Annotated in this window: 15 protein-coding genes and 1 pseudogene; 9 read left to right on the forward strand and 7 right to left on the reverse strand. The window is 69.1% G+C overall.

The genetic code is table 11. The features are described 5' to 3' along the window. Positions 1–56: 56 nt before the first annotated feature. Entirely contained in the window at positions 57–1,532 is a 1,476-nt protein-coding gene (locus HCC78_RS02625; RefSeq protein WP_172327186.1) for an NAD-dependent succinate-semialdehyde dehydrogenase, read from the reverse strand. Next, complete coding sequence (gene gabT, locus HCC78_RS02630) at positions 1,525–2,826, reverse strand: 4-aminobutyrate--2-oxoglutarate transaminase (protein WP_172327187.1); 1,302 nt, start codon at positions 2,824–2,826, stop codon at positions 1,525–1,527. The genes HCC78_RS02625 and gabT overlap by 8 nt, the downstream gene beginning before the upstream one ends. Before the next feature lie 122 nt (positions 2,827–2,948). On the opposite strand from gabT, the gene HCC78_RS02635 reads away from it, so the two are divergent. Next, positions 2,949–3,524, forward strand: coding sequence for a cupin domain-containing protein (locus HCC78_RS02635; RefSeq protein WP_172327188.1), 576 nt, complete (start codon positions 2,949–2,951; stop codon positions 3,522–3,524). A 195-nt stretch (positions 3,525–3,719) separates the two neighbouring features. Here HCC78_RS02635 and HCC78_RS02640 read toward each other — a convergent pair whose 3' ends face one another. From HCC78_RS02640 to HCC78_RS02650, 3 genes are all read right to left on the reverse strand, one after another. Continuing rightward, a complete protein-coding gene (locus HCC78_RS02640; protein WP_172327189.1) occupies positions 3,720–3,911 on the reverse strand; it encodes a hypothetical protein in 192 nt (63 codons plus the stop codon). A gap of 158 nt (positions 3,912–4,069) precedes the next feature. Further along, positions 4,070–4,534, reverse strand: coding sequence for a RidA family protein (locus HCC78_RS02645; RefSeq protein ID WP_172327190.1), 465 nt, complete (start codon positions 4,532–4,534; stop codon positions 4,070–4,072). After that, positions 4,531–5,835, reverse strand: coding sequence for a D-amino acid dehydrogenase (locus tag HCC78_RS02650; protein WP_172327191.1), 1,305 nt, complete (start codon positions 5,833–5,835; stop codon positions 4,531–4,533). Before HCC78_RS02650 ends, HCC78_RS02645 begins: the two co-directional genes overlap by 4 nt. A gap of 169 nt (positions 5,836–6,004) precedes the next feature. On the opposite strand from HCC78_RS02650, the gene HCC78_RS02655 reads away from it, so the two are divergent. Further along, positions 6,005–6,463 carry an Lrp/AsnC family transcriptional regulator gene (locus HCC78_RS02655; protein ID WP_172327192.1) on the forward strand — a complete coding sequence of 153 codons (459 nt, stop codon included), beginning with the start codon at positions 6,005–6,007 and terminating at the stop codon, positions 6,461–6,463. 10 nt (positions 6,464–6,473) lie between these two features. On the opposite strand, the gene HCC78_RS02660 is transcribed toward HCC78_RS02655, so the two are convergent. Next, on the reverse strand, positions 6,474–7,676 hold the full coding sequence (locus HCC78_RS02660; RefSeq protein ID WP_172327193.1) for an MFS transporter: 1,203 nt from the start codon (positions 7,674–7,676) through the stop codon (positions 6,474–6,476). A gap of 93 nt (positions 7,677–7,769) precedes the next feature. Here HCC78_RS02660 and HCC78_RS02665 point away from each other — a divergent pair, with 93 nt between their 5' ends. Further along, positions 7,770–8,567 (forward strand): helix-turn-helix domain-containing protein, encoded by a 798-nt coding sequence (locus HCC78_RS02665; RefSeq protein ID WP_172327194.1) that lies wholly within the window; start codon positions 7,770–7,772, stop codon positions 8,565–8,567. 404 nt (positions 8,568–8,971) lie between these two features. On the opposite strand, the gene HCC78_RS02670 is transcribed toward HCC78_RS02665, so the two are convergent. Beyond that, positions 8,972–12,154 (reverse strand): transporter substrate-binding domain-containing protein, encoded by a 3,183-nt coding sequence (locus tag HCC78_RS02670; protein ID WP_172327195.1) that lies wholly within the window; start codon positions 12,152–12,154, stop codon positions 8,972–8,974. A gap of 265 nt (positions 12,155–12,419) precedes the next feature. On the opposite strand from HCC78_RS02670, the gene HCC78_RS02675 reads away from it, so the two are divergent. The 6 genes and pseudogenes from HCC78_RS02675 to HCC78_RS02700 form a co-directional block, all read left to right on the forward strand. Further along, the gene (locus HCC78_RS02675) at positions 12,420–13,391 is read left to right on the forward strand and encodes a class 1 fructose-bisphosphatase (RefSeq protein WP_172327196.1); all 972 of its coding nucleotides are present in this window, start codon (positions 12,420–12,422) and stop codon (positions 13,389–13,391) included. Between the two features lie 16 nt (positions 13,392–13,407). Continuing rightward, a complete protein-coding gene (gene fba, locus HCC78_RS02680) occupies positions 13,408–14,460 on the forward strand; it encodes a class II fructose-bisphosphate aldolase (protein WP_172327197.1) in 1,053 nt (350 codons plus the stop codon). A 298-nt stretch (positions 14,461–14,758) separates the two neighbouring features. Beyond that, positions 14,759–15,955, forward strand: coding sequence for an L-2-hydroxyglutarate oxidase (lhgO, locus tag HCC78_RS02685; RefSeq protein WP_172327198.1), 1,197 nt, complete (start codon positions 14,759–14,761; stop codon positions 15,953–15,955). 124 nt (positions 15,956–16,079) lie between these two features. Further along, a complete protein-coding gene (locus tag HCC78_RS02690; RefSeq protein WP_172327199.1) occupies positions 16,080–16,889 on the forward strand; it encodes a creatininase family protein in 810 nt (269 codons plus the stop codon). Positions 16,890–16,953: 64 nt separating this feature from the next. Further along, complete coding sequence (locus HCC78_RS02695; protein WP_371743766.1) at positions 16,954–17,940, forward strand: TRAP transporter substrate-binding protein; 987 nt, start codon at positions 16,954–16,956, stop codon at positions 17,938–17,940. A 146-nt stretch (positions 17,941–18,086) separates the two neighbouring features. Beyond that, positions 18,087–18,316 (forward strand): annotated as a pseudogene (locus HCC78_RS02700) (C4-dicarboxylate ABC transporter substrate-binding protein); the annotation flags it as partial.

The following is an 18,316-nucleotide window of genomic DNA, read 5'->3' on the forward strand; positions in this document are numbered from 1 at the left end:
GCAAACGGAAAAAGGCGCCCCCTTGCGGGAGCGCCTCCGTCCGGCCTGCTGTGGTCTCAGGCGATGCCGCCGAAGGTCATGGTCTTGATCTCCAGGTAGTCGTCGCAGCCGTACTTGGAGCCCTCGCGGCCCTGTCCGGACTGCTTCACCCCGCCGAAGGGGGCGATCTCCGAGGAGATCGCGCCGGTGTTGATCCCGACCATGCCGGTTTCCAGCGCCTCGCCGACCCGCCAGGCGCGGGCGAGATCCTTCGTGTAGAAGTAGCTTGCCAGCCCGAACTCGGTCGCGTTGGCATGGGCCACGCCCTCGGCCTCGGTGGCGAAGGTCACCAGCGGGGCGAGCGGACCGAAGGTCTCCTCGCGGGCGACCGTCATCTCCTGCGTCACGCCCTTGAGCAGCGTCGGCTCGTGGAAAGTGCCGCCCAGTTCGGACCGCTTGCCGCCGGTCGCGACCGTGGCGCCCTTGGCCACCGCATCGGCGATATGGTCCTCTACCTTGGCCAGCGCCGCAGCGTTGATCAGCGGCCCGGTATTGACGCCCTCGGCAAAGCCGTCGCCCAGCACCAGCCCCTTCATCGCTTCGGCCAGCTTGGCGGCAAAGGCGTCGGCAATGCCCGCCTGCACGTAGATCCGGTTGGCGCAGACGCAGGTCTGGCCGTTGTTGCGGAACTTGGCCGCCATCGCGCCCTCGACCGCCGCGTCCAGGTCGGCGTCGTCGAAGACGAGGAACGGCGCGTTGCCGCCCAGCTCCAGCGAGATCTTCTTCACCGTGTCGGCGCCGTGGCGCATAAGGATCTTGCCGACGCGGGTGGAGCCGGTGAAGGTCAGCTTGGCCACGTCCGGGCTGTCGCAGAGCGCCTTGCCCATCCCCGCCGCGTCGAGACCGGTCACCAGGTTGAAGACGCCCGCGGGCACGCCCGCGCGCTCGGCCAGCACCGCCAGAGCCGTGGCCGAAAGCGGCGTGAACTCGGACGGCCGCGCCACCATGGTGCAGCCCGCCGCCAGCGCCGGGGCCAGCTTGCGCGCCAGCATGGCGTTCGGGAAATTCCAGGGCGTGATCGCGCCGACGACGCCGACGGGCTGCTTCACGACCACCAGCCGCTTGTCGGCGGTGTGGCCGGGGATGAAGTCACCGTAGATGCGCTTGGCCTCTTCGGCGAACCACTCGACATAGGAGGCGCCGTAGAGGATCTCGCCGCGCGCCTCGGCCCAGGGCTTGCCCATTTCGGCCGTCAGGATCGTTGCCAGGTCGTCGGCATTGGCGAGGATCAGGTCATGCAGCGCGCGCAGGACCGCCGAGCGCTCCTTGCCGGATTTCGCCGCCCAGCCGGGCTTGGCCGCGCGGGCCGCCGCGATTGCGGCGGCGACATCGGCAGCGCCCAGATCGGCGACATGGGCGATCACCTCTCCGGTGGCGGGGTTCTCCACCGGGAAGGTCTTCGCCGCGGCGGTCCACTGGCCGCCGACGAAGGCGCGGGTTTCCAGAAGGCTCGGGTCCTTCAGCTTGTTCACGAGTCCGAACGCATCAAGCATCGACGGTTTCCTTGCTTCCTGCGGTTGCGGTTGCGGCCCTGCAGGCCTCTGCGAGGATCGCCATCGCCTCGTCGAACTGCGCTTCGGGGATGGTCAGCGGCGCGAGGAAGCGGATGACGTTGCCGTGGATGCCGCAGGTCAGCAGCAGCAGCCCGCGCGCCAGCGCCTCGAGGCGGATGCGGTTCACCAGATCGGTGGCGGGGCTGCCATCGGCCGCGGCGAACTCGGCGGCGACCATGAAGCCCGGTCCGCGGATCTCCACGAGTTCCGGCACGATGGCGGCCAGCCTGCCCAGATGCGCCTTCAGCCGGCCGCCCAGCTCGACGGCGCGCTCGCAGAGGCGTTCCTCTTCGATCACGTCGAGCACGGCATTGGCCGCGGCCACGGCCAGCGGGTTGCCGCCATAGGTGCCGCCGAGGCCGCCGGGGATCGGGGCGTCCATGATCTCGGCGCGGCCGACGACGCCGGCGATCGGGAAGCCGCCGCCCAGCGATTTCGCCACGGTGATCAGGTCGGCCGCCGCCTCGTGCTGCTCCATCGCGAAGACGGTGCCGGTGCGGGCAAAGCCGGTCTGCACCTCGTCGGCGATCAGCACGATGCCGTGGCGGTCGCAGAGCGCGCGCAGCCGGGTGACGAATTCCTTGGGCGCGGGCAAGAAGCCGCCTTCGCCCTGCACAGGCTCGAACACGATCGCGGCGACGCGGGCGGGATCGACATCGGCCTTGAAGAGCTTTTCCAGCGCCCTGAAGCTGTCATCGACCGAGACGCCGTGCTGCGCATAGGGGTAGGGCGCGTGGAACACCTCGCCCATCAGCGGGCCGAAGCCGATCTTGTAGGGCGCGACCTTGCCGGTCATCGCCATGGTCATGAAGGTCCGGCCGTGGAAGCCGCCCTGGAAGGTGATGACGGCAGAGCGGCCGGTATGGGCGCGGGCGATCTTGACCGCGTTCTCCAGCGCCTCGGCGCCGGTCGTGACGAAGACCGACTTCTTCGCGAAGTCGCCGGGCGCGGCGGCGTTCAGCCGCTCGGCGAGCCGGACATAGGGTTCGTAGGGGACGACTTGGTGGCAGGTATGGGTGAAGGCTGCCAGCTGCGCCTCGACCGCGGCGACTACCTTCGGGTGGCGGTGGCCGGTGTTCAGCACGGCGATGCCGGAGGCGAAATCGAGCAGGCGGTTGCCGTCGGCATCCCAGAGCTCGGTGTTCTCGGCACGGATGGCGTAGTGATCCGTCAGGACGCCCACGCCACGGGCGAGCGCCGCCTTGCGGCGGGTTTCAAGGGCTGCATTTGCCATCGTCATGTTCCTTGGGAAGCGGTGTTTCCCGGCATAGACAGGGTTTTGGATGGCGAAAAAAGTCTGTTTCTATCTTCCCGCAAGCTGTTGTATTCATTAAATAGGGAAACAGGAGTTTGCCGATGGTGAACACTCGCAACATCCCCGCGGAGGATATCGAGCTGGGCCTTCGCCTGCGCGCGACTCGCGAGCGGGCCGGGCTGTCGCAGCGCGCGCTGGCCAAGAAGGTGGGCGTGCCGAATTCGACGATTTCGCTGATCGAGTCGGGAAAGATGAACCCCTCGGTGGGGGCGCTGCGGAAGATCCTCGACGGCATCCCGATCAGCCTGTCGGCCTTCTTCGAGTTCCAGCCCGATCCCGAGCGGCAGATCTTCTACGCCGCCGAGGAACTGACCGAGATCGGCAAGGGCAAGCTGTCGCTGCGCCAGGTCGGCGGCACGCTGTTCGGGCGGGCGATGATGCTTTTGAAGGAGACCTATGCGCCGGGCGCGGACACGGGCCGGGTGATGTACGGCCACGAGGCGGAGGAGGGCGGCATCGTCATTTCGGGGCGGATCGAGATCACGGTGGGCGAGGAGCGGAAGATCCTCGGGCCGGGCGACGCGTATTACTTCGACAGCCGCCTGCCGCACCGGTTCCGGCAGGTGGGACCAGAACCCTGCGTCCTGTTCAGCGCCTGCACCCCGCCGACCTTCTGATCCGGCGGCGAGGCGTCCCGGCCGGGGGCGGTTCGGGCTGGGACCGGGCGGCGGATGTGCCGGTGACATGGAAAAGGGCCGGGCGTCGAAGCTCCGGCCCAGCGGCCCGGGACGTGGACCGCAGCGGGACGGCCAGATCGCCATCCGCCGGGTCCGGCCCCGCCTCTTGCGGGCGGCAGCCGGACCCGGGCGGGATCAGGCGGTCAGGCCGGGCTTGCGCGGCAGCTTGCTGCGCGGGCGCGCCATGTCGAACGGCAGGATGTCTGCGGGCCGGTGGCGCGGGCGCTCCTTCGGCTTGCGAGATTCCAGCCCTGCAAACAGCACCAGGGCAATCACCGGAGATACGATCAACAGCCCGATCGCCAGGCCAATCGTGAAATGAAGCATGTTTTTTCCTCCCTCACGGAAACGCTACCACGGATCGCTTGGCGCACAATGACGCAGGCGGAAAGTCGCATTGCTACTTTGGTCGTAGATGCGGGTGCAGCATTCCGGAGGAGGAAAAGCGCGGGGGCGGGACGGTGCCCGGCCCCCCGCGGAACGGGTCACTCGATTTCGAAGATCCCGTCGATCTCGACGGCGAAGCCCGCCGGGAGCGCGGCGACGCCGACCGCGGCGCGGGCATGGCGGCCCGCATCGCCGAAGACCTCGACCATCAGGTCGGAGGCGCCGTTGACGACCTTGGGCTGGTCGAAGAAGTCCGGCGCCGAGGCGACGAAGCCGCCGAGGCGCACGACGCGCTTCACCCGGTCGAGATCGCCGCCGCAGGCCGCGCGCAGCTGGGCGATCAGCGCCAGGCCGCAGAGCTTCGCCGCCGCGACGCCGTCCCCGAGGCTCGCGGTGTCGCCGAGCCGGCCCTTGAGGCCGCCCTGGCCGTCCGAGCTGACCTGGCCCGAGACATGCACGATGTTGCCTGCGATGACGAAGGGCAGGTAGTTGGCGACCGGCGCCGGTGTCTCGGGCAGGGTCAGGCCGAGTTCGGCGAGGCGGGCGTCGATTTTCGAGGTCATGCGAGGCTTTCCTTGTGGGTCATCTTGGCGGCGGGGCGGGCGCGGCGGCGCTGGTAGCGCTCCAGCCCCAGATCGGTGGCGTCGATATCCGGGCGGCGGCCGGACAGCATGTCGGCTAGGACGCGGCTGGAGCCGCAGGACATGGTCCAGCCCAGCGTGCCGTGGCCGGTGTTCAGCCACAGGTTCGAGAATTTCGTGCGGCCGATCACCGGCGTGCCGTCCGGCGTCATCGGGCGCAGTCCGCTCCACAGGTCGGCCTTGGCCAGATCCGCCGCGCCGCCGAACAGCGACTCGAGCGAATGGACCAGGGTTTCGCGGCGGCGCTCGGACAGCGACAGGTCGAAGCCCGCGATTTCCGCCATGCCGCCGACGCGGATGCGGTCGCCGAGCCGGGTGATCGCGACCTTGAAGGTCTCGTCCATCACGGTGGATTCCGGCGCGCGCGAGGCGTCCTTGACCGGCGCGGTGATCGAGTAGCCCTTCACCGGGCGCACCGGCAGGCGGATTCCCAGCGGCTTCAGCAGCGCGGTCGAATAGCTGCCGAGCGCGGTGACGACGGCATCGGCCTCGAAGGTGCCGGAACCGGTGCGGATGCCGGTCACCTTGTCGCCGCGGCTCTCCAGCCCGGCAATGTCGACGCCGTAGCGGAACTCGACGCCGAGCTTCTCGCATTCCTTCGCCAGCGCGTTGGTGAAGAGGAAGCAGTCGCCGGTCTCGTCGCCCGGCAGGCGCAGTCCGCCGACGATCTTGTTGCGCGAGGCGGCCAGGCCCGGCTCCGCGGCGATGCAGCCATCGGTGTCCAGCACCTCGAAGGGCACGCCGTCGGCCTTGAGCACCGCGACGTCCTTCGCCATCGCCTCGACCTGCGCCTGCTTGCGGAACAGCTGCAGCGTGCCCTGCTGGCGGCCGTCATAGGGCAGGTCCAGCTCGGCGCGCAGCTCCTTCAGGCAGTCGCGGCTGTACTCGGCGACGCGGACCATGCGCGACTTGTTCACCGCATAGGCGGCGGAGGTGCAGTTCGCCAGCAGCTCGCCCAGCCAGCGCAGGGTCGGCAGGTCGTTCCTGGCATGCAGGATCAGCGGGGCGTGATGCATCATCAGCCATTTCATGGCCTTGAGCGGGATGCCCGGCGCAGCCCAGGGTGCGGAATAGCCCGGCGAGACCTGGCCGGCATTGGCGAAGCTGGTCTCGAGCGCGGGGCTCTCCTGGCGGTCGATCACGGTGACCTGGTGGCCGGCGCGGGCGAGGTAGTAGGCAGAGGTCACGCCGATCACGCCGGCACCGAGGATTGCGACTTTCATAGCGTCTCTCACTATTTGACCGGGGGACCGGGGAGGGCTCAGGCTGCCTGGCAGCCGGAATGTCCGCGTTCTAGGACGGATCATTTGGCAGAAGGCGCCTATCTTCCGCCGATCCTTTCAATTAAACCGGAAAAGCCGTAGATCCTGCGGCCAAAACGCAAGGTTCCGCATGTCCGGTTTCGACCAGATCGATCGCAAGATTCTCAATCTGCTCCGGCAGAATGCCCGCATTTCGAATGTCGATCTGGCCAATGCCGTGGGGCTCTCTGCTTCGGCCTGCCTGCGCCGGGTGCGGCTCCTGGAGGAACAGGGGGTCATCCTCGGCTACACGGTGGTCACCGGCACGGTCACCGGCGAGCCGACCATCGCCGTGATCATCAACATCACGCTGGAGCGCCAGACCGAGGAGGTGTTCGACCGCTTCGAGGCGGCGGTCCGGAAGCACCCCGAAATCCACGAATGCTACCTGATGACCGGCGGCGCGGACTACCTGCTGCGCGTGCAGGCCGACAGCGCCGCCGATTTCGAGCGGATCCACAAGGAGGTGCTGTCGCGCCTGCCCGGCGTGCTGCGGATCCATTCCAGCTTCTCGATCCGCAACGTCCTGGGACCGAAGAAGAAGCGCTGAGCCCGGAGGCTCAGCCCAGCTCGGCGCGGCGTGGCAGGAAAACGGTCAGCAGGCCGAAGACCGGCAGAACCGAGCAGATCGCGAAGACCGGGCCGATCCCGGTGGCATCGGCGATCAGGCCGAGAGCCGCTGCCGCGATCCCGGCGACGCCGAAGGCCGCGCCGAAGAACAGCCCCGCCATGGTGCCGACGCGGGTCGGCATCAGTTCCTGCGCCAGCACGATGATCGCGGGCAGGGCCGAGGCGATGATGACGCCGATGATCGCCGACAGCACGCCGGTCCAGAAAAGCGAGGCGTGCGGCAGCAGGAGGGTGAAGGGCAGGACGCCGAGGATCGAGATCCAGATCACCGTGCGCCGCCCGATCCGGTCTCCCACCGGTCCGCCGATCACCGTGCCGACTGCCACCGCCGCGAGGAACAGGAACAGCATCCGCTGCGCGCCGGTCGTGTCGAGGCCGAAGCGGTCGATCAGGAAGAAGGTGTAGTAGCTCGACATCGACGCCATGTAGACCTGCTTCGAGAATAGGAGCGCCAGCAGCACGGCGACGGCGATCGCGACGCGGCGCCGCGGCAGGGTGGCGGCCGGGGCGGCGGCGCGGCGGCGGGCCGAGGCCAGGCGCTCGCGGGCATGCCAGCGGCTGACCTGCGAAAGGATGGCCATGCCGAGCAGGGCGGCCGCCGCGAACCAGGCGACCGAGCCGCGGCCGAAGGGCACGACGATGAAGGCGGCCAGCAGCGGCCCGAGCGCGGTGCCGAAATTGCCGCCGACCTGGAAGACCGACTGCGCCAGGCCGAAGCGCCCGCCCGCCGCGGCACGGGCCACGCGCGAGGCCTCGGGGTGGAACACGGACGAGCCGATGCCGATCAGCCCGGCGCCGCAGACCAGGAGCCCGTAGCCCGGCGCCGAGGCCAGCAGCAGGAGCCCCGCCATGGTCGCGGCCATGCCCATCGGCAGGGCCCAGGGGAAGGGATGCCGGTCGGTGACGGTGCCGACCATCGGCTGCAGCAGCGAGGCCGTGACCTGGAAGCAGAAGGTCAAGAGGCCGATCTGCCAGAAATCCAGCGCGAACTCTGCCTTCAGCATCGGATAGAGCGCCGCCAGCAGCGACTGCATCATGTCGTTCAGCAGGTGGCAGCAGCTGATCGCCGCGAGGATCGCATAGGTGGTGCGCGCCGGATCGCGCGGCGCTGCACCGAGGGAGGCATCGGTCATGGTGTCTGTCCTTTTTCCCCTCGATACGCCGCTTGCCGGCGGCCGTCTTTCGTGCTTCGGTCAATGATCTTCGCGATCGGGCCAGAGATTGACATGCCATCCACGGACGCCTCCTCTCTTTTCAGCCGGATCGAGCAGATGGAGCGGCGGAGCGCGCGGCTGGTCGGGCTGGCCTCGGACTATCCCGACGGCATGCATGTCCGCCCGCACAGCCATCCGCGCGACCAGCTCCTGCATGCGTTGACCGGCGTGGTCCAGGTGCGCACCGCGCAGGGCAGCTGGCTGGTGCCGCCCGATTGCGCGCTGTGGATCCCGGCGGGCTGCGTCCACGAAGTGGAGATGATGGGGCGGGTCCGGATGCGCTCGAGCTATCTCTGGCCGGGCGCGGCCGGGGTGCAGCTCGACCGGCCGCGGGTCCTTGCGATGAGCGATCTCGCCCGCGCGCTGGTGGTGGAGGCGACGAAGCTGGGCGAGCAGGACGCGGCCGACCCGCGCGAGGACCTGCTCACCGACCTGCTGATCCTGGAGATCGCGCGGCTGCGCGAGGAGCCGCTGGCGCTGCCGCTGCCCTCCGAGCCGCGGCTGCTGCGGCTCTGCCGGGCGTTCCTGGACGCGCCGGGCAACCGCGTGCCGCTCGACGTCTGGGCGGCGCGGGCGGCGATGAGCCGGCGCAGCCTGACCCGGCATTTCCGGGCCGAGACCGGGCTGTCGCCCGAGCGCTGGCGGCAGCAGGCCTGCGTTCTGGCCGCCCTGCCGCGGCTGGCCGCGGGCGAGGCGGTGACCGCGGTGGCGCTGGATCTGGGCTATGACAGCCCTGCCGCCTTCGCCACCATGTTCCGCCGGATGCTGGGCTGCGGCCCGCGCGAATACCGCGACCGCCTGCGCGGCTGAGCGCCCGGCTGGAGTCCCGGGCGGTTGTACCGCGGGCCTTGGGCGCCGGGGCGCCGCGGTCCCGGCAGGCCGCCGTGGGGTCCAGCCCGGGGCATGGGCATGCATCGGAACCTGCAGGGCCGGCCCGGTCTGCGCCTTGCGCTGGCTTTGCGTCAGGAACGCGGTGGAGGCCGGGCAGGCGGGCCGGGGATCGGTCCGTTGACCTGCCTCGATGCGGGGGATGCCGGCGCGGCCGGCCCGACCATGGCGATGTTCGGGCGGTGCCCGATCCTTTCCCGGCCGGTGCCGTGCCGGAGCGGCAGGGGGCCGGGGCCGGGGCCGGTCCTATGTCCCGAACGCGCTGCTCGCGGAGGGGCGGGAAGCCGGGTGCGGGCCTTCCATGCGGGTCCGGCGGCCGCGGCGGCTCACATCCGGTCCGCGGCCTCCCCGGCCAGGGCCGCGCGGACGGTTTCGGCGAGCTGCGAAGGCGGGCAGGGCTTCTGCAGCAGCGGCGCGCGCACCTCGCCCATCTCGGCTGCCGAAATGCCGGTATAGCCCGACATGTAGATGACCGGCAGGTCGGGGGTCAGGCGGCGGGCCTCGCGGGCCAGCGCGAAACCGTCCAGCGTTCCCGGCATCACGATGTCGGTCAGCAGCAGGTCGACCTCGGTCCCGGCGCCGAGCTTGGCCAGCGCTTCGCTGCCGTCCTCGGCGACCTCCACCCGGTAGCCCAGCGATGCCAGCATGTCGCCGGTCATGCGGCGCAGTTCCGGCTCGTCCTCCACGACGAGGATGCGCTCGCCGGTTCCCGCCGGGACGGGCGGCAGGGGCATCGGTTCCTCGCGCTTGCCCGCGGGGGTGCCGCGCGGCAGCATCATCCGGACCGTGGTGCCGAGGCCGGGTTCGGAATAGATCCGCAGCTCTCCGCCGGATTGCTGGATGAAGCCGTAGACCATCGACAGGCCGAGTCCGGTGCCGGCGTGGGTGCCCTTGGTGGTGAAGAACGGATCGAGGGCGCGGCGCTTGACCTCCTCCGTCATTCCGGGGCCGTTGTCGGTCACCGAGAACTCGACATAGCGAGATTGCGTCAGGCCGGTGCCGGGGCCGCCTTCGGGTCCGGCGGCGGGATTGCCGGACAGCGCGCGCGCCTCCGCCTCGCCGACGCTGCGCACGTCCACCGAGATGCGGTCGCCCTTGCCCGACTGGACGACGGCGTCGCGGGCGTTGAGCACGAGGTTGAGCAGCGCGTTTTCCAGCTGGGCCACGTCGCAATAGACCCAGAGCCCCGGTGCCACGGCCGCGAAATCCAGCGCGATCTGCGCCTCGATGGAAGGGCGGGCGAGCAGCTCGAATTCGCGCAGGATGTCCTCCACCGGGCGCGAGGCGGCAAGGCCGGGCTGGCGCTTGGCGAAGGCCAGCAGCCGCTTGGTCAGGGCGGATCCGCGCCGCACCGAGGCCAGCGCGGTGGCGTGGTACTGGCTGCGCATCCCGGGCTCCGGCTCCTGGTCGGCCAGCTGGATGCCGTATTCGATCGTCGCGAGCAGGTTGTTGAAGTCATGCGCCACCCCGCCGGTCAGCTGGCCGAGCGCGTCGAGCCGGCCGGAGCGTTCCAGCTGCTGGCGGTTGCGCTCCTGCTCGGAGATGTCGTCGATGCTCACGACCGTGCGGATGCTGCTGTCGGGCACGCCGATCGGCGCGCTGGAAAGCCGGACATAGAGCCATTGCCCGGCCTCGTCGGTGCGCGACATCAGATGGGTCTCGCCCTCCAGCCGCTCGCCGCCGAGCGCCCGCGAGACGGGGTCGTCGCCATCCTCCAGGCGGCGCATGTCGCTGCTGTCGAGGAAGCCGACGCGCTCCGGCCAGGGGCAGGGCATGGTTTCGGGAAGGTTGCCCAGCATGGCACGGGCCGAGGGGTTGAGCAGGACGATGTTGCGCGCGTCATCCAGCCCGACGATGCCGCTCTGGACGGAGTTCATCACCGCCTGCAGCCGCGACGAGACCGAGATGGTGCGCCGGGTCAGCCGTTCGGCCTGGCGCTTCGCGCGGATGCTCAGGCCGGTGACGGTCGCGAAGAGCAGCAGCAGCACGGCGGCAGCCAGCGCGGCCAGGACGGCCAGGCGCTGGCGTTCGGGGGTCCAGAATTCCGGCGTGCCGAAATACTTCTGCCGCAGCTCCTGGAATTCCTCGGAAAGCGCATAGCCCGGAAGCTGCGCGTTCAGCTTCTCGCGCACCGCGCCGAGGCCGAAGCGCAGCGCGATGGCGTTCCTCAGCGTGACCGGAGGGCCGCCCAGAAGGCGGACGCCGCCGCTTTCGCCCATCGCGCGGGCCACGGCCAGGATGCTTTCCGGCGTTTCGACCAGCGCCTCCACCCGGCCGGCGAGCAGCGCCTCGAGCATTTCCCGTTCGGTCTCGATCGGCACCGGCACGACCTTGGAGAGCGGGCTGTTGCCGATCGCGGCAATCAGGTCGCTGCGCATCGCGACTGGCTGGCCGGCAAGCTCGTCCAGGCCGGAATAGGCGTGGCCGTCGGGGCGGACGAAGGCGGCGAAGCGCGACACGTCGGTCGGCAGGGTGAAATCCATCGCCTCGCGCGCGGCGTCCGAAACGACGTAGATCGGCAGGATGTCGACCGGGGCGGCGTCCGGGAAGGCGAAATAGTCGTCGAGGCCGAGGGGCACGAATTCGTAGCGGAGCCCGGCGCGGTCGGCGAGCTGGCGGAAGAATTCCGCCGCATAGCCGGAAACCGCCCCGGTTTCGGGGTCGACGATGCCGTAGGGCGGTGAATGGGCGATGCCGATGCGCAGCACCTCGGGTTCCGGCGCAGGCGGGTCGATGCGCCATCGCCGCCGCAGTTCGGCCAGCTCGCCGGTGCGCTCCATCTCCTCGATGGCGCTGTTGACCGGGCCGATCAGGGCCGCGCGGCTGCGATGGACGTAGATCACCCGCGATTCCTGGGCCAGTGGCTGGCCCAGCACGGCGATGCGGTGGTCGACGCCCATGCCGCGCGAGGTCGGGAAGACCGCCCGCTCGGAGATCACCGCCAGATCGGCGCGGCGGCCCAGCAGGAAGGCGATCAGCTCTTCGGGGGTGCGGGTCGCGATGCCCTCGTTCGCGGCGAAGAGTCCGGGGAATTTCGCGCCGGTGCCGCCCTCGATATAGGCAATCTTCAGCCCTTCCAGCGGGCGGCCGGAAAGCTCGGCAAGACGCTCCTGAAGGGCGAAGAGCCGGATCTGGTTCCTGGCCACCGGGACCGACGCGATGCTGGTCTGCTCCAGCAGGTCGAGCTCGGGGATGGCGGCGAGGATCTGGGTCTCGCCGCGCAGCTGTGCGCCGATCGCCAGGCTGGGCAGGGACGCGCGGAACGCCACCTCGGAGCCGGTCATCTCGGCGATCCGGCGCGACAGGTCGGCGGCGAAGCCGGCGAAGCTGCCGTCGGCCGTTTCCTCGCAGAGATTGGCCACGGAAATGCAGCCTGCCGTGAAGGTATAGGGCTTGTCCTCCGCCCAGAGCGTGCGCAGCGCGGCGAAGAGCACCAGCAGGGCAACGGCTGCCGCCCGTGCGGCCCGGCCGGGCCGGGATGGAATATGCCCCTGCGCTGCATGCGGCATGTCGCGACTGTCCGCTTCCTTGTTCCGCGCCGCCACCTCCGGCCCGGCCGGTCCGCGGAACCGGCGACATGTGCTGGGACCCGCGGCAGGCCGGATCCGGCTGCCCGGCTCCCTTTGACGGGCAAGGTGGCGCATCCGGGGAAACAAGCGGTTAATTGCGGACGGGGGCGTGACGTATCGCCGTGTGATCTTTTCAACCGGATGGCTTATCGGTAATCCCGAGATCGTGATCCGGGCCCAGCGGCCCGCCGAACCCCGAGGTGCAATGCTCGTCCTGTCCCATGATGGTCCTTCGGCGTCCGAGACGCTGGGGGAATTCCTTGCCGGAAGCGCCGGCCCGTCCGAGATCGTGGAGGCGATTGCCGCCGCCCTGCCGCCCCTGGCGCTGCGTCTGGCTGCGGGCCACCTGCCGGGGGATCCGGCAGCGCTGGTCGGCACCAATGACAGCGGCGACCGCCAGAAGGCGCTGGATGTCGGTGCGCACGACCACCTGATGCTGGCCCTGAAGGCGGCGGGCGCGCGGATGGTCCTGTCGGAAGAGGCGGAGGACGTCGTCACGCTGAACCCGGGCGGCATATGGGACGTGGCGATCGATCCGATCGACGGCTCCGGCTCGATCGGCATCGGCGCCCCGCTGGGGCTGCTGTTCGCGGCCTTCCCGGCCGGGGCGGCGGGTTTCCTGCGCAAGGGCCGCGACGCGGTGGCGGCGGGCTATGCCTCTTTCGGCCATTCGCTCGACTACGGCTTCTCGCTGGGGGACGGCGTGCACATCGCCACCTGGGACCCGGTAGCGCATGACTTCCTGATGACGCGCCACGGCGTCACGGTGAAGCCCGAGACCAAGACCATCGCCTACAATGCCTCGAACGAGCGCCACTGGCCCGCCGGGCTGCAGCGCTACGCGGCCGATCTGCGCGCCGGCAAAGACGGCCCGCGGGGCAAGGATTTCAACATGCGCTGGCTCGCCGCGGCCGTGGGCGAGCTGCACCGCATCCTGCTGCAGGGCGGCGCCTTCCTGTATCCGGCCGACCGCCGCAAGGGCTACGAAAACGGCCGGCTGCGACTCTGCTACGAGGCCTTTCCCGTCGCGTTTCTGCTAGAGCAGGCGGGCGGCAGGGCCACCGACGGGGCACGGGACATCCTGGATCTCGTGCCTTCGGAGCTGCACCAGCACACCGCCCTCGTCTTCGGTTCTGCCGACGAGGTTGACACGATTAGTAAGTATCTCGCCGACTAGCGAAAGGATCGTCCCGATGTCCCGTATCACCCTGAGACAGCTTCTCGACCATGCCGCAGAAAACGACTACGGCATCCCGGCCTTCAACATCTCCAACATGGAGCAGGGCCTCGCCGTCATGGCGGCCGCGGACAAGACCAACTCGCCGGTCATCATCCAGGCAAGCCGCGGCGCGCGCTCCTATGCGGGCGACACCGTGCTGCGCTACCTGATCGACGGGCTCGTCGCCATGTATCCGCACATCCCGGTCTGCATGCATCTCGACCACGGCAACAGCCTGCCGACCTGCGCGACCGCGGTCCAGAACGGCTTCACCTCCGTGATGATGGACGGCTCGCTGAAGGAAGACGGCACCACCCCGGCGGATTACGAGTACAACATGAGCGTCACCCGCTCCGTGGTGCAGATGGCGCATGCCTGCGGCGTCTCGGTCGAGGGCGAGCTGGGCGTGCTGGGCTCGCTGGAAACCGGCATGGGCGACCAGGAAGACGGCCATGGCGCGACCGAGAAGCTCAGCCATGACCAGCTGCTGACCGACCCGGCCGAGGCCGAGCAGTTCGTCAAGGATACCGGCGTCGATGCGCTGGCCGTTGCCATGGGCACCTCGCACGGCGCCTACAAGTTCACCCGCAAGCCCGACGGCGCGGTCCTGGCGATGGACGTGATCGAGGCGATCCACAAGCGCATTCCGAACACCCATCTGGTGATGCACGGCTCCTCCTCGGTGCCGGAGGATCTGCAGGAGATCATCAACAAGTACGGCGGCGAGATCAAGCCGACCTGGGGCGTCCCGGTCGAGGAGATCCAGCGCGGCATCAAGCACGGCGTGCGCAAGATCAACATCGACACCGACAACCGCATGGCGGCCACCGCCGCGATCCGCAAGGTCTTCGCCGAGAACCCCGGCGAGTTCGATCCGCGCAAGTACATGGGTCCGGCCCGCGAGGAGATGATCAAGATCTGCGTCGCCCGCTACGAGGCCTTCGGCACCGCCGGCCATGCCGACAAGATCAAGGTCATCCCGCTCGACGCGATGGCCAAGGCCTATCTGAAGCCGGTCGCCGCCTGATCCGGCCGGGCAGGGCGCCGCGCCCTGCCGCCAAGACCTCGCGCGCCCCGGCTAGCAGCCGGGGCGCCTTCGTTCGGCGCTCACGGGCAGAAGATCCCGGCTTCGGCGAAGCGCAGGCCGGACAGCGTCAGCAGGTCGGCCGCGAGGATCGCTGCGGCCAGCAGGACGAGGGCGGTGCGCGGCATCTTGCGTCTCCTTGCCGGGGTCATGCCTATGCAACGCGGTCCGGCGGCCTTTCCGTCGCGGCGTCCCGCGGAAAATCCTTTGCGCAGCCCGCCCGAGCGGTCAGGGTGGCGCCATGACCCATGATTTCTGCATCATCGGCGGCGGCATCGTCGGGCTGGCCACGGCCCGCGCGATCCTGGCCGCGCGCCCCGGCGCCTCCCTGCTGCTGCTGGAAAAGGAGGACCGGCTGGGCCGCCACCAGACCGGCCACAATTCCGGCGTGATCCATTCCGGCATCTACTATGCGCCCGGCAGCCTGAAGGCGAAGCTCTGCCGCGAAGGTGCGGCGCGGACCAAGGAATTCTGCGCGGAACACGGCATTCCCTTCGAGAACCGCGGCAAGCTGATCGTCGCCACGCGGCAGGAGGAACTGCCGCGGCTGGAGGCGCTCCATGGGCGGTCGGAGGAGAACGCCATCGAGACCGAGATGATCGGCGCGGAGGCGATCGCCGAGCGCGAGCCCTCGATCACCGGTCTCGGCGCGATCTGGGTGCCTTCCGCCGCCATCGTCAGCTATTCCGCCGTGCTGGAGGCGCTGGCCGCGGAGCTGCGCGCGCAGGGGGCGGAGATCCGCTTCGGCACGGCCCCGGAGGCGATCCGGGAACTGGGATCGCATGTCGAGATCGACACAGGCCGCGAGCTTCTGGAGACGGACCGCCTCGTCGCCTGCGCCGGGCTGCAGTCGGACAGGGTGGCGAAGATGGCGGGGCTTGCGATCGGCCACCGCATCGTGCCCTTCCGCGGCGAATACTACCGGCTCGGCACGCGCTGTGCGGACATCGTCAGCGCGATGATCTACCCGGTGCCCGAGCCCGGCCTGCCTTTCCTCGGCGTCCACCTGACGCCGATGATCGACGGCTCGGTCACCGTCGGACCGAACGCGATGCTTGGCTTCGCGCGCGAGGGGTATCCGAAATGGTCCCTGGATTTCAGGGATATGGCGGAGACGCTCAGCTTCCCGGGCTTCTGGAAATCCATCGCGCAGAACATCCGCCCCGGGCTGGACGAGATCGGCAACTCGGTCTTCCGGCGCCGCTATCTCGACGCCTGCCGCCGCTACTGCCCGTCGCTGGAGCTAGCCGACCTGACCCCGATGGACTGCGGCATACGCGCCCAGGCGGTGATGGCCGACGGCACGATGCAGCACGACTTCCTCTTCGGGCAGACCGACCGGATGCTGCACGTCCTGAACGCGCCGTCCCCTGCTGCAACCTCGGCCCTGCCGATCGGCGACATGATCGCGGGCAAGCTGTTCGCGGATGCGCCCTGACCTGCCCGCCATGAAGAAATTTATCCGCGGGAGAAATTAATTCGATTGGACAGGACGGGGGTCCTGGCGGTCCTTTTGCACCATGCCGAAAGACCCGCCGAGATGGCGGCCGAAAGGAAGTGCAATGACCGACAAGATCAAGCTGGCCGAGCTGACCTCCGCCGAAGCCAAGGAGCTGCTGACGGACGAGGCGGTGATCCTGATCCCGATGGGCTCGCTGGAGGACCAGGGCGTCCACGCGCCGATGGGCGACTATCTGGGCGCCGAATGCGTGGCGCATGACATCGCCCGCAAGGCCCGCGAACTGGGCGTGCCGACCTTCGTCACCCCGCCGATCCCCTTCGGCGGCCGCGATGCCTTCCAGTCGGCCCATGGCGGCATGAGCCTCTCCCACGGCACGCTCTGCGCCGTGCTCGACGACATGATCTGGTCGCTGACCCGCCAGGGGCTGACCAAGATCCTCTTCGTCAACGGCCATGGCGGCAACGTCGCGCCGCTCAACGAAGTGGCGCTGCGCTGGCGCGACAAGGGCGTGATCCTGCCCGCATTCTACCTGTGGAAGGCCGCCTACGGCATCCTCAAGGACATCCTCGGCGCGGACGGCGCAGCGGCCAGCTCCGGCCATGGCGGCGATCCGCTGACCTCGATCGGGCTGCACTACTACCCGGAGATCCTGCGCCTCGACCTGATGACCGACCCGGCTCCGGCCGACCTGACCTTCATGGGCATGAAGGTCGCGGGCTTCGCCGAGACCTCCTATGACGGCGTGCCGATCCAGATGCCGATCGAGGCGGCCGAGGCGGCCCCCCACGGCATCCGCGGCGGCCATCCGAAGAACAGCTCGGCCGATACCGGCGCCAAGCTGTCGGCACGCCTCGCCGAGGTCGGCGCGGGCCTGATCCGCGACCACGTGTCGAAAGGCTTCGCCGCCTGATCCTTCCTGCCCGGACTGTCCGCTGTGCGGGCGGTCCGGCCCTCTGTTCAGCAACGAGTAGCCCGTGAAAATTTTCCGCACCCTCAGCGCCGCCGCCTTGATCCTCGCTGCCGGCAGCGTCTCGGCCGAGACCTGGCGCATGGCGACCAAGATGCCGGTCGACAGCCCCGAAGGCCAGGTCTTCCAGAAATTCGCCGAGCTGACCGACGAGTACACCGATGGCAAGCTGACCATCCAGGTCTTCCCGAACGAGCAGCTGGGCAAGGAGGACGCCGTCCTCGAGCAGATGCAGGTGGGCGTCGTCAACATCTACGCCGAGGGCTTCGGCTACATGCGCAAATGGGCGCCGGAGCTTAGCTGGATCTCTCCGTCCTACCTGTTCGACGACCGGGACCACTGGCGCCGCTTCATGAATTCGGACCTCGTCAAGGGCTGGTTCGAGAAGGCCGCCGAGGTCTCGGGCGTCGGTCCGCTGGGCGATCCGACTGCGGTGCTGCGCGGCCCGTTCCTTGCGATGGTGTCGAACAAGCCGGTGAACGGGCTGGAGGATGTGCAGGGCCTGAAGCTCAGGATGCATCCCGACAAGCTGGCCATCGCGTCCTGGTCGCATCTGGGCGCCGAAGTGATCACGCTGCCCTGGACCGAAGTCTACCAGTCGATCCAGAAGAACATCGTCGAGGCGGTGATCTCGCCCATCGCGCTGGTGGAATCCATGCGCTTCAACGAGGTCGCGCCCTATATCGCCCGCAACGACATGTACTGGCAGTCGGTCGGCTTCATGATGAACCTCGCGGCCTATGATGGGCTCGACGAGGACGTGAAGGCCGGGCTCCAGCGCGCCTATGCGGAAACCGGAACCTTCAGCGAAGAACTGATGTACCGGACTGCCGACGAGAGCATCGCCAGGATGGAGGCGGACGGCGCCACCTACACGGAGCTCGACACCGCGCCCTTCGTCGAGGCGATGACATCCTTCTACGCGGAGATGGCCGAAGAGGGCGAACTGCCCGCGGGATACATGGAGGCCGTTGAGGCCGCCCGCAGCGAATGACCCAAACGGCGCCCGCATTGCGGACCCCGCCAAAATTCCTCTGATCGGGGCGAAAATTCTTTCGATTTGCCCTGATCGCCTCCCGGAGCCCAGACTTCCCGGAAAGCGGGCGACCCCAGACCCGCACCCACCGACAAGGAGATCCCATGAAAATTTTCCGCACCCTGAGTGCCGTGGCCCTGATCCTCGCCGCCGGCAGCGTCTCGGCCGAGACCTGGCGCATGGCGACCAAGATGCCGGTCGACAGCCCCGAAGGCCAGGTCTTCCAGAAATTCGCCGAGCTGACCGACGAGTACACCGATGGCAAGCTGACCATCCAGGTCTTCCCGAACGAGCAGCTGGGCAAGGAGGACGCCGTCCTCGAGCAGATGCAGGC

This window comes from Mangrovicoccus sp. HB161399 (assembly GCF_013184745.1).
Lineage (GTDB): Bacteria > Pseudomonadota > Alphaproteobacteria > Rhodobacterales > Rhodobacteraceae > Mangrovicoccus.

What these genes read in the sequence shown, in the direction of transcription:
- HCC78_RS02625 (WP_172327186.1), bottom strand. Translation starts at nt 1,532, where the DNA reads ATGCTTGATGCGTTCGGACTCGTGAACAAGCTGAAGGACCCGAGCCTT.
- gabT (WP_172327187.1), bottom strand. Translation starts at nt 2,826, where the DNA reads ATGGCAAATGCAGCCCTTGAAACCCGCCGCAAGGCGGCGCTCGCCCGT.
- HCC78_RS02635 (WP_172327188.1), top strand. Translation starts at nt 2,949, where the DNA reads ATGGTGAACACTCGCAACATCCCCGCGGAGGATATCGAGCTGGGCCTT.
- HCC78_RS02640 (WP_172327189.1), bottom strand. Translation starts at nt 3,911, where the DNA reads ATGCTTCATTTCACGATTGGCCTGGCGATCGGGCTGTTGATCGTATCT.
- HCC78_RS02645 (WP_172327190.1), bottom strand. Translation starts at nt 4,534, where the DNA reads ATGACCTCGAAAATCGACGCCCGCCTCGCCGAACTCGGCCTGACCCTG.
- HCC78_RS02650 (WP_172327191.1), bottom strand. Translation starts at nt 5,835, where the DNA reads ATGAAAGTCGCAATCCTCGGTGCCGGCGTGATCGGCGTGACCTCTGCC.
- HCC78_RS02655 (WP_172327192.1), top strand. Translation starts at nt 6,005, where the DNA reads ATGTCCGGTTTCGACCAGATCGATCGCAAGATTCTCAATCTGCTCCGG.
- HCC78_RS02660 (WP_172327193.1), bottom strand. Translation starts at nt 7,676, where the DNA reads ATGACCGATGCCTCCCTCGGTGCAGCGCCGCGCGATCCGGCGCGCACC.
- HCC78_RS02665 (WP_172327194.1), top strand. Translation starts at nt 7,770, where the DNA reads ATGCCATCCACGGACGCCTCCTCTCTTTTCAGCCGGATCGAGCAGATG.
- HCC78_RS02670 (WP_172327195.1), bottom strand. Translation starts at nt 12,154, where the DNA reads ATGCCGCATGCAGCGCAGGGGCATATTCCATCCCGGCCCGGCCGGGCC.
- HCC78_RS02675 (WP_172327196.1), top strand. Translation starts at nt 12,420, where the DNA reads ATGCTCGTCCTGTCCCATGATGGTCCTTCGGCGTCCGAGACGCTGGGG.
- fba (WP_172327197.1), top strand. Translation starts at nt 13,408, where the DNA reads ATGTCCCGTATCACCCTGAGACAGCTTCTCGACCATGCCGCAGAAAAC.
- lhgO (WP_172327198.1), top strand. Translation starts at nt 14,759, where the DNA reads ATGACCCATGATTTCTGCATCATCGGCGGCGGCATCGTCGGGCTGGCC.
- HCC78_RS02690 (WP_172327199.1), top strand. Translation starts at nt 16,080, where the DNA reads ATGACCGACAAGATCAAGCTGGCCGAGCTGACCTCCGCCGAAGCCAAG.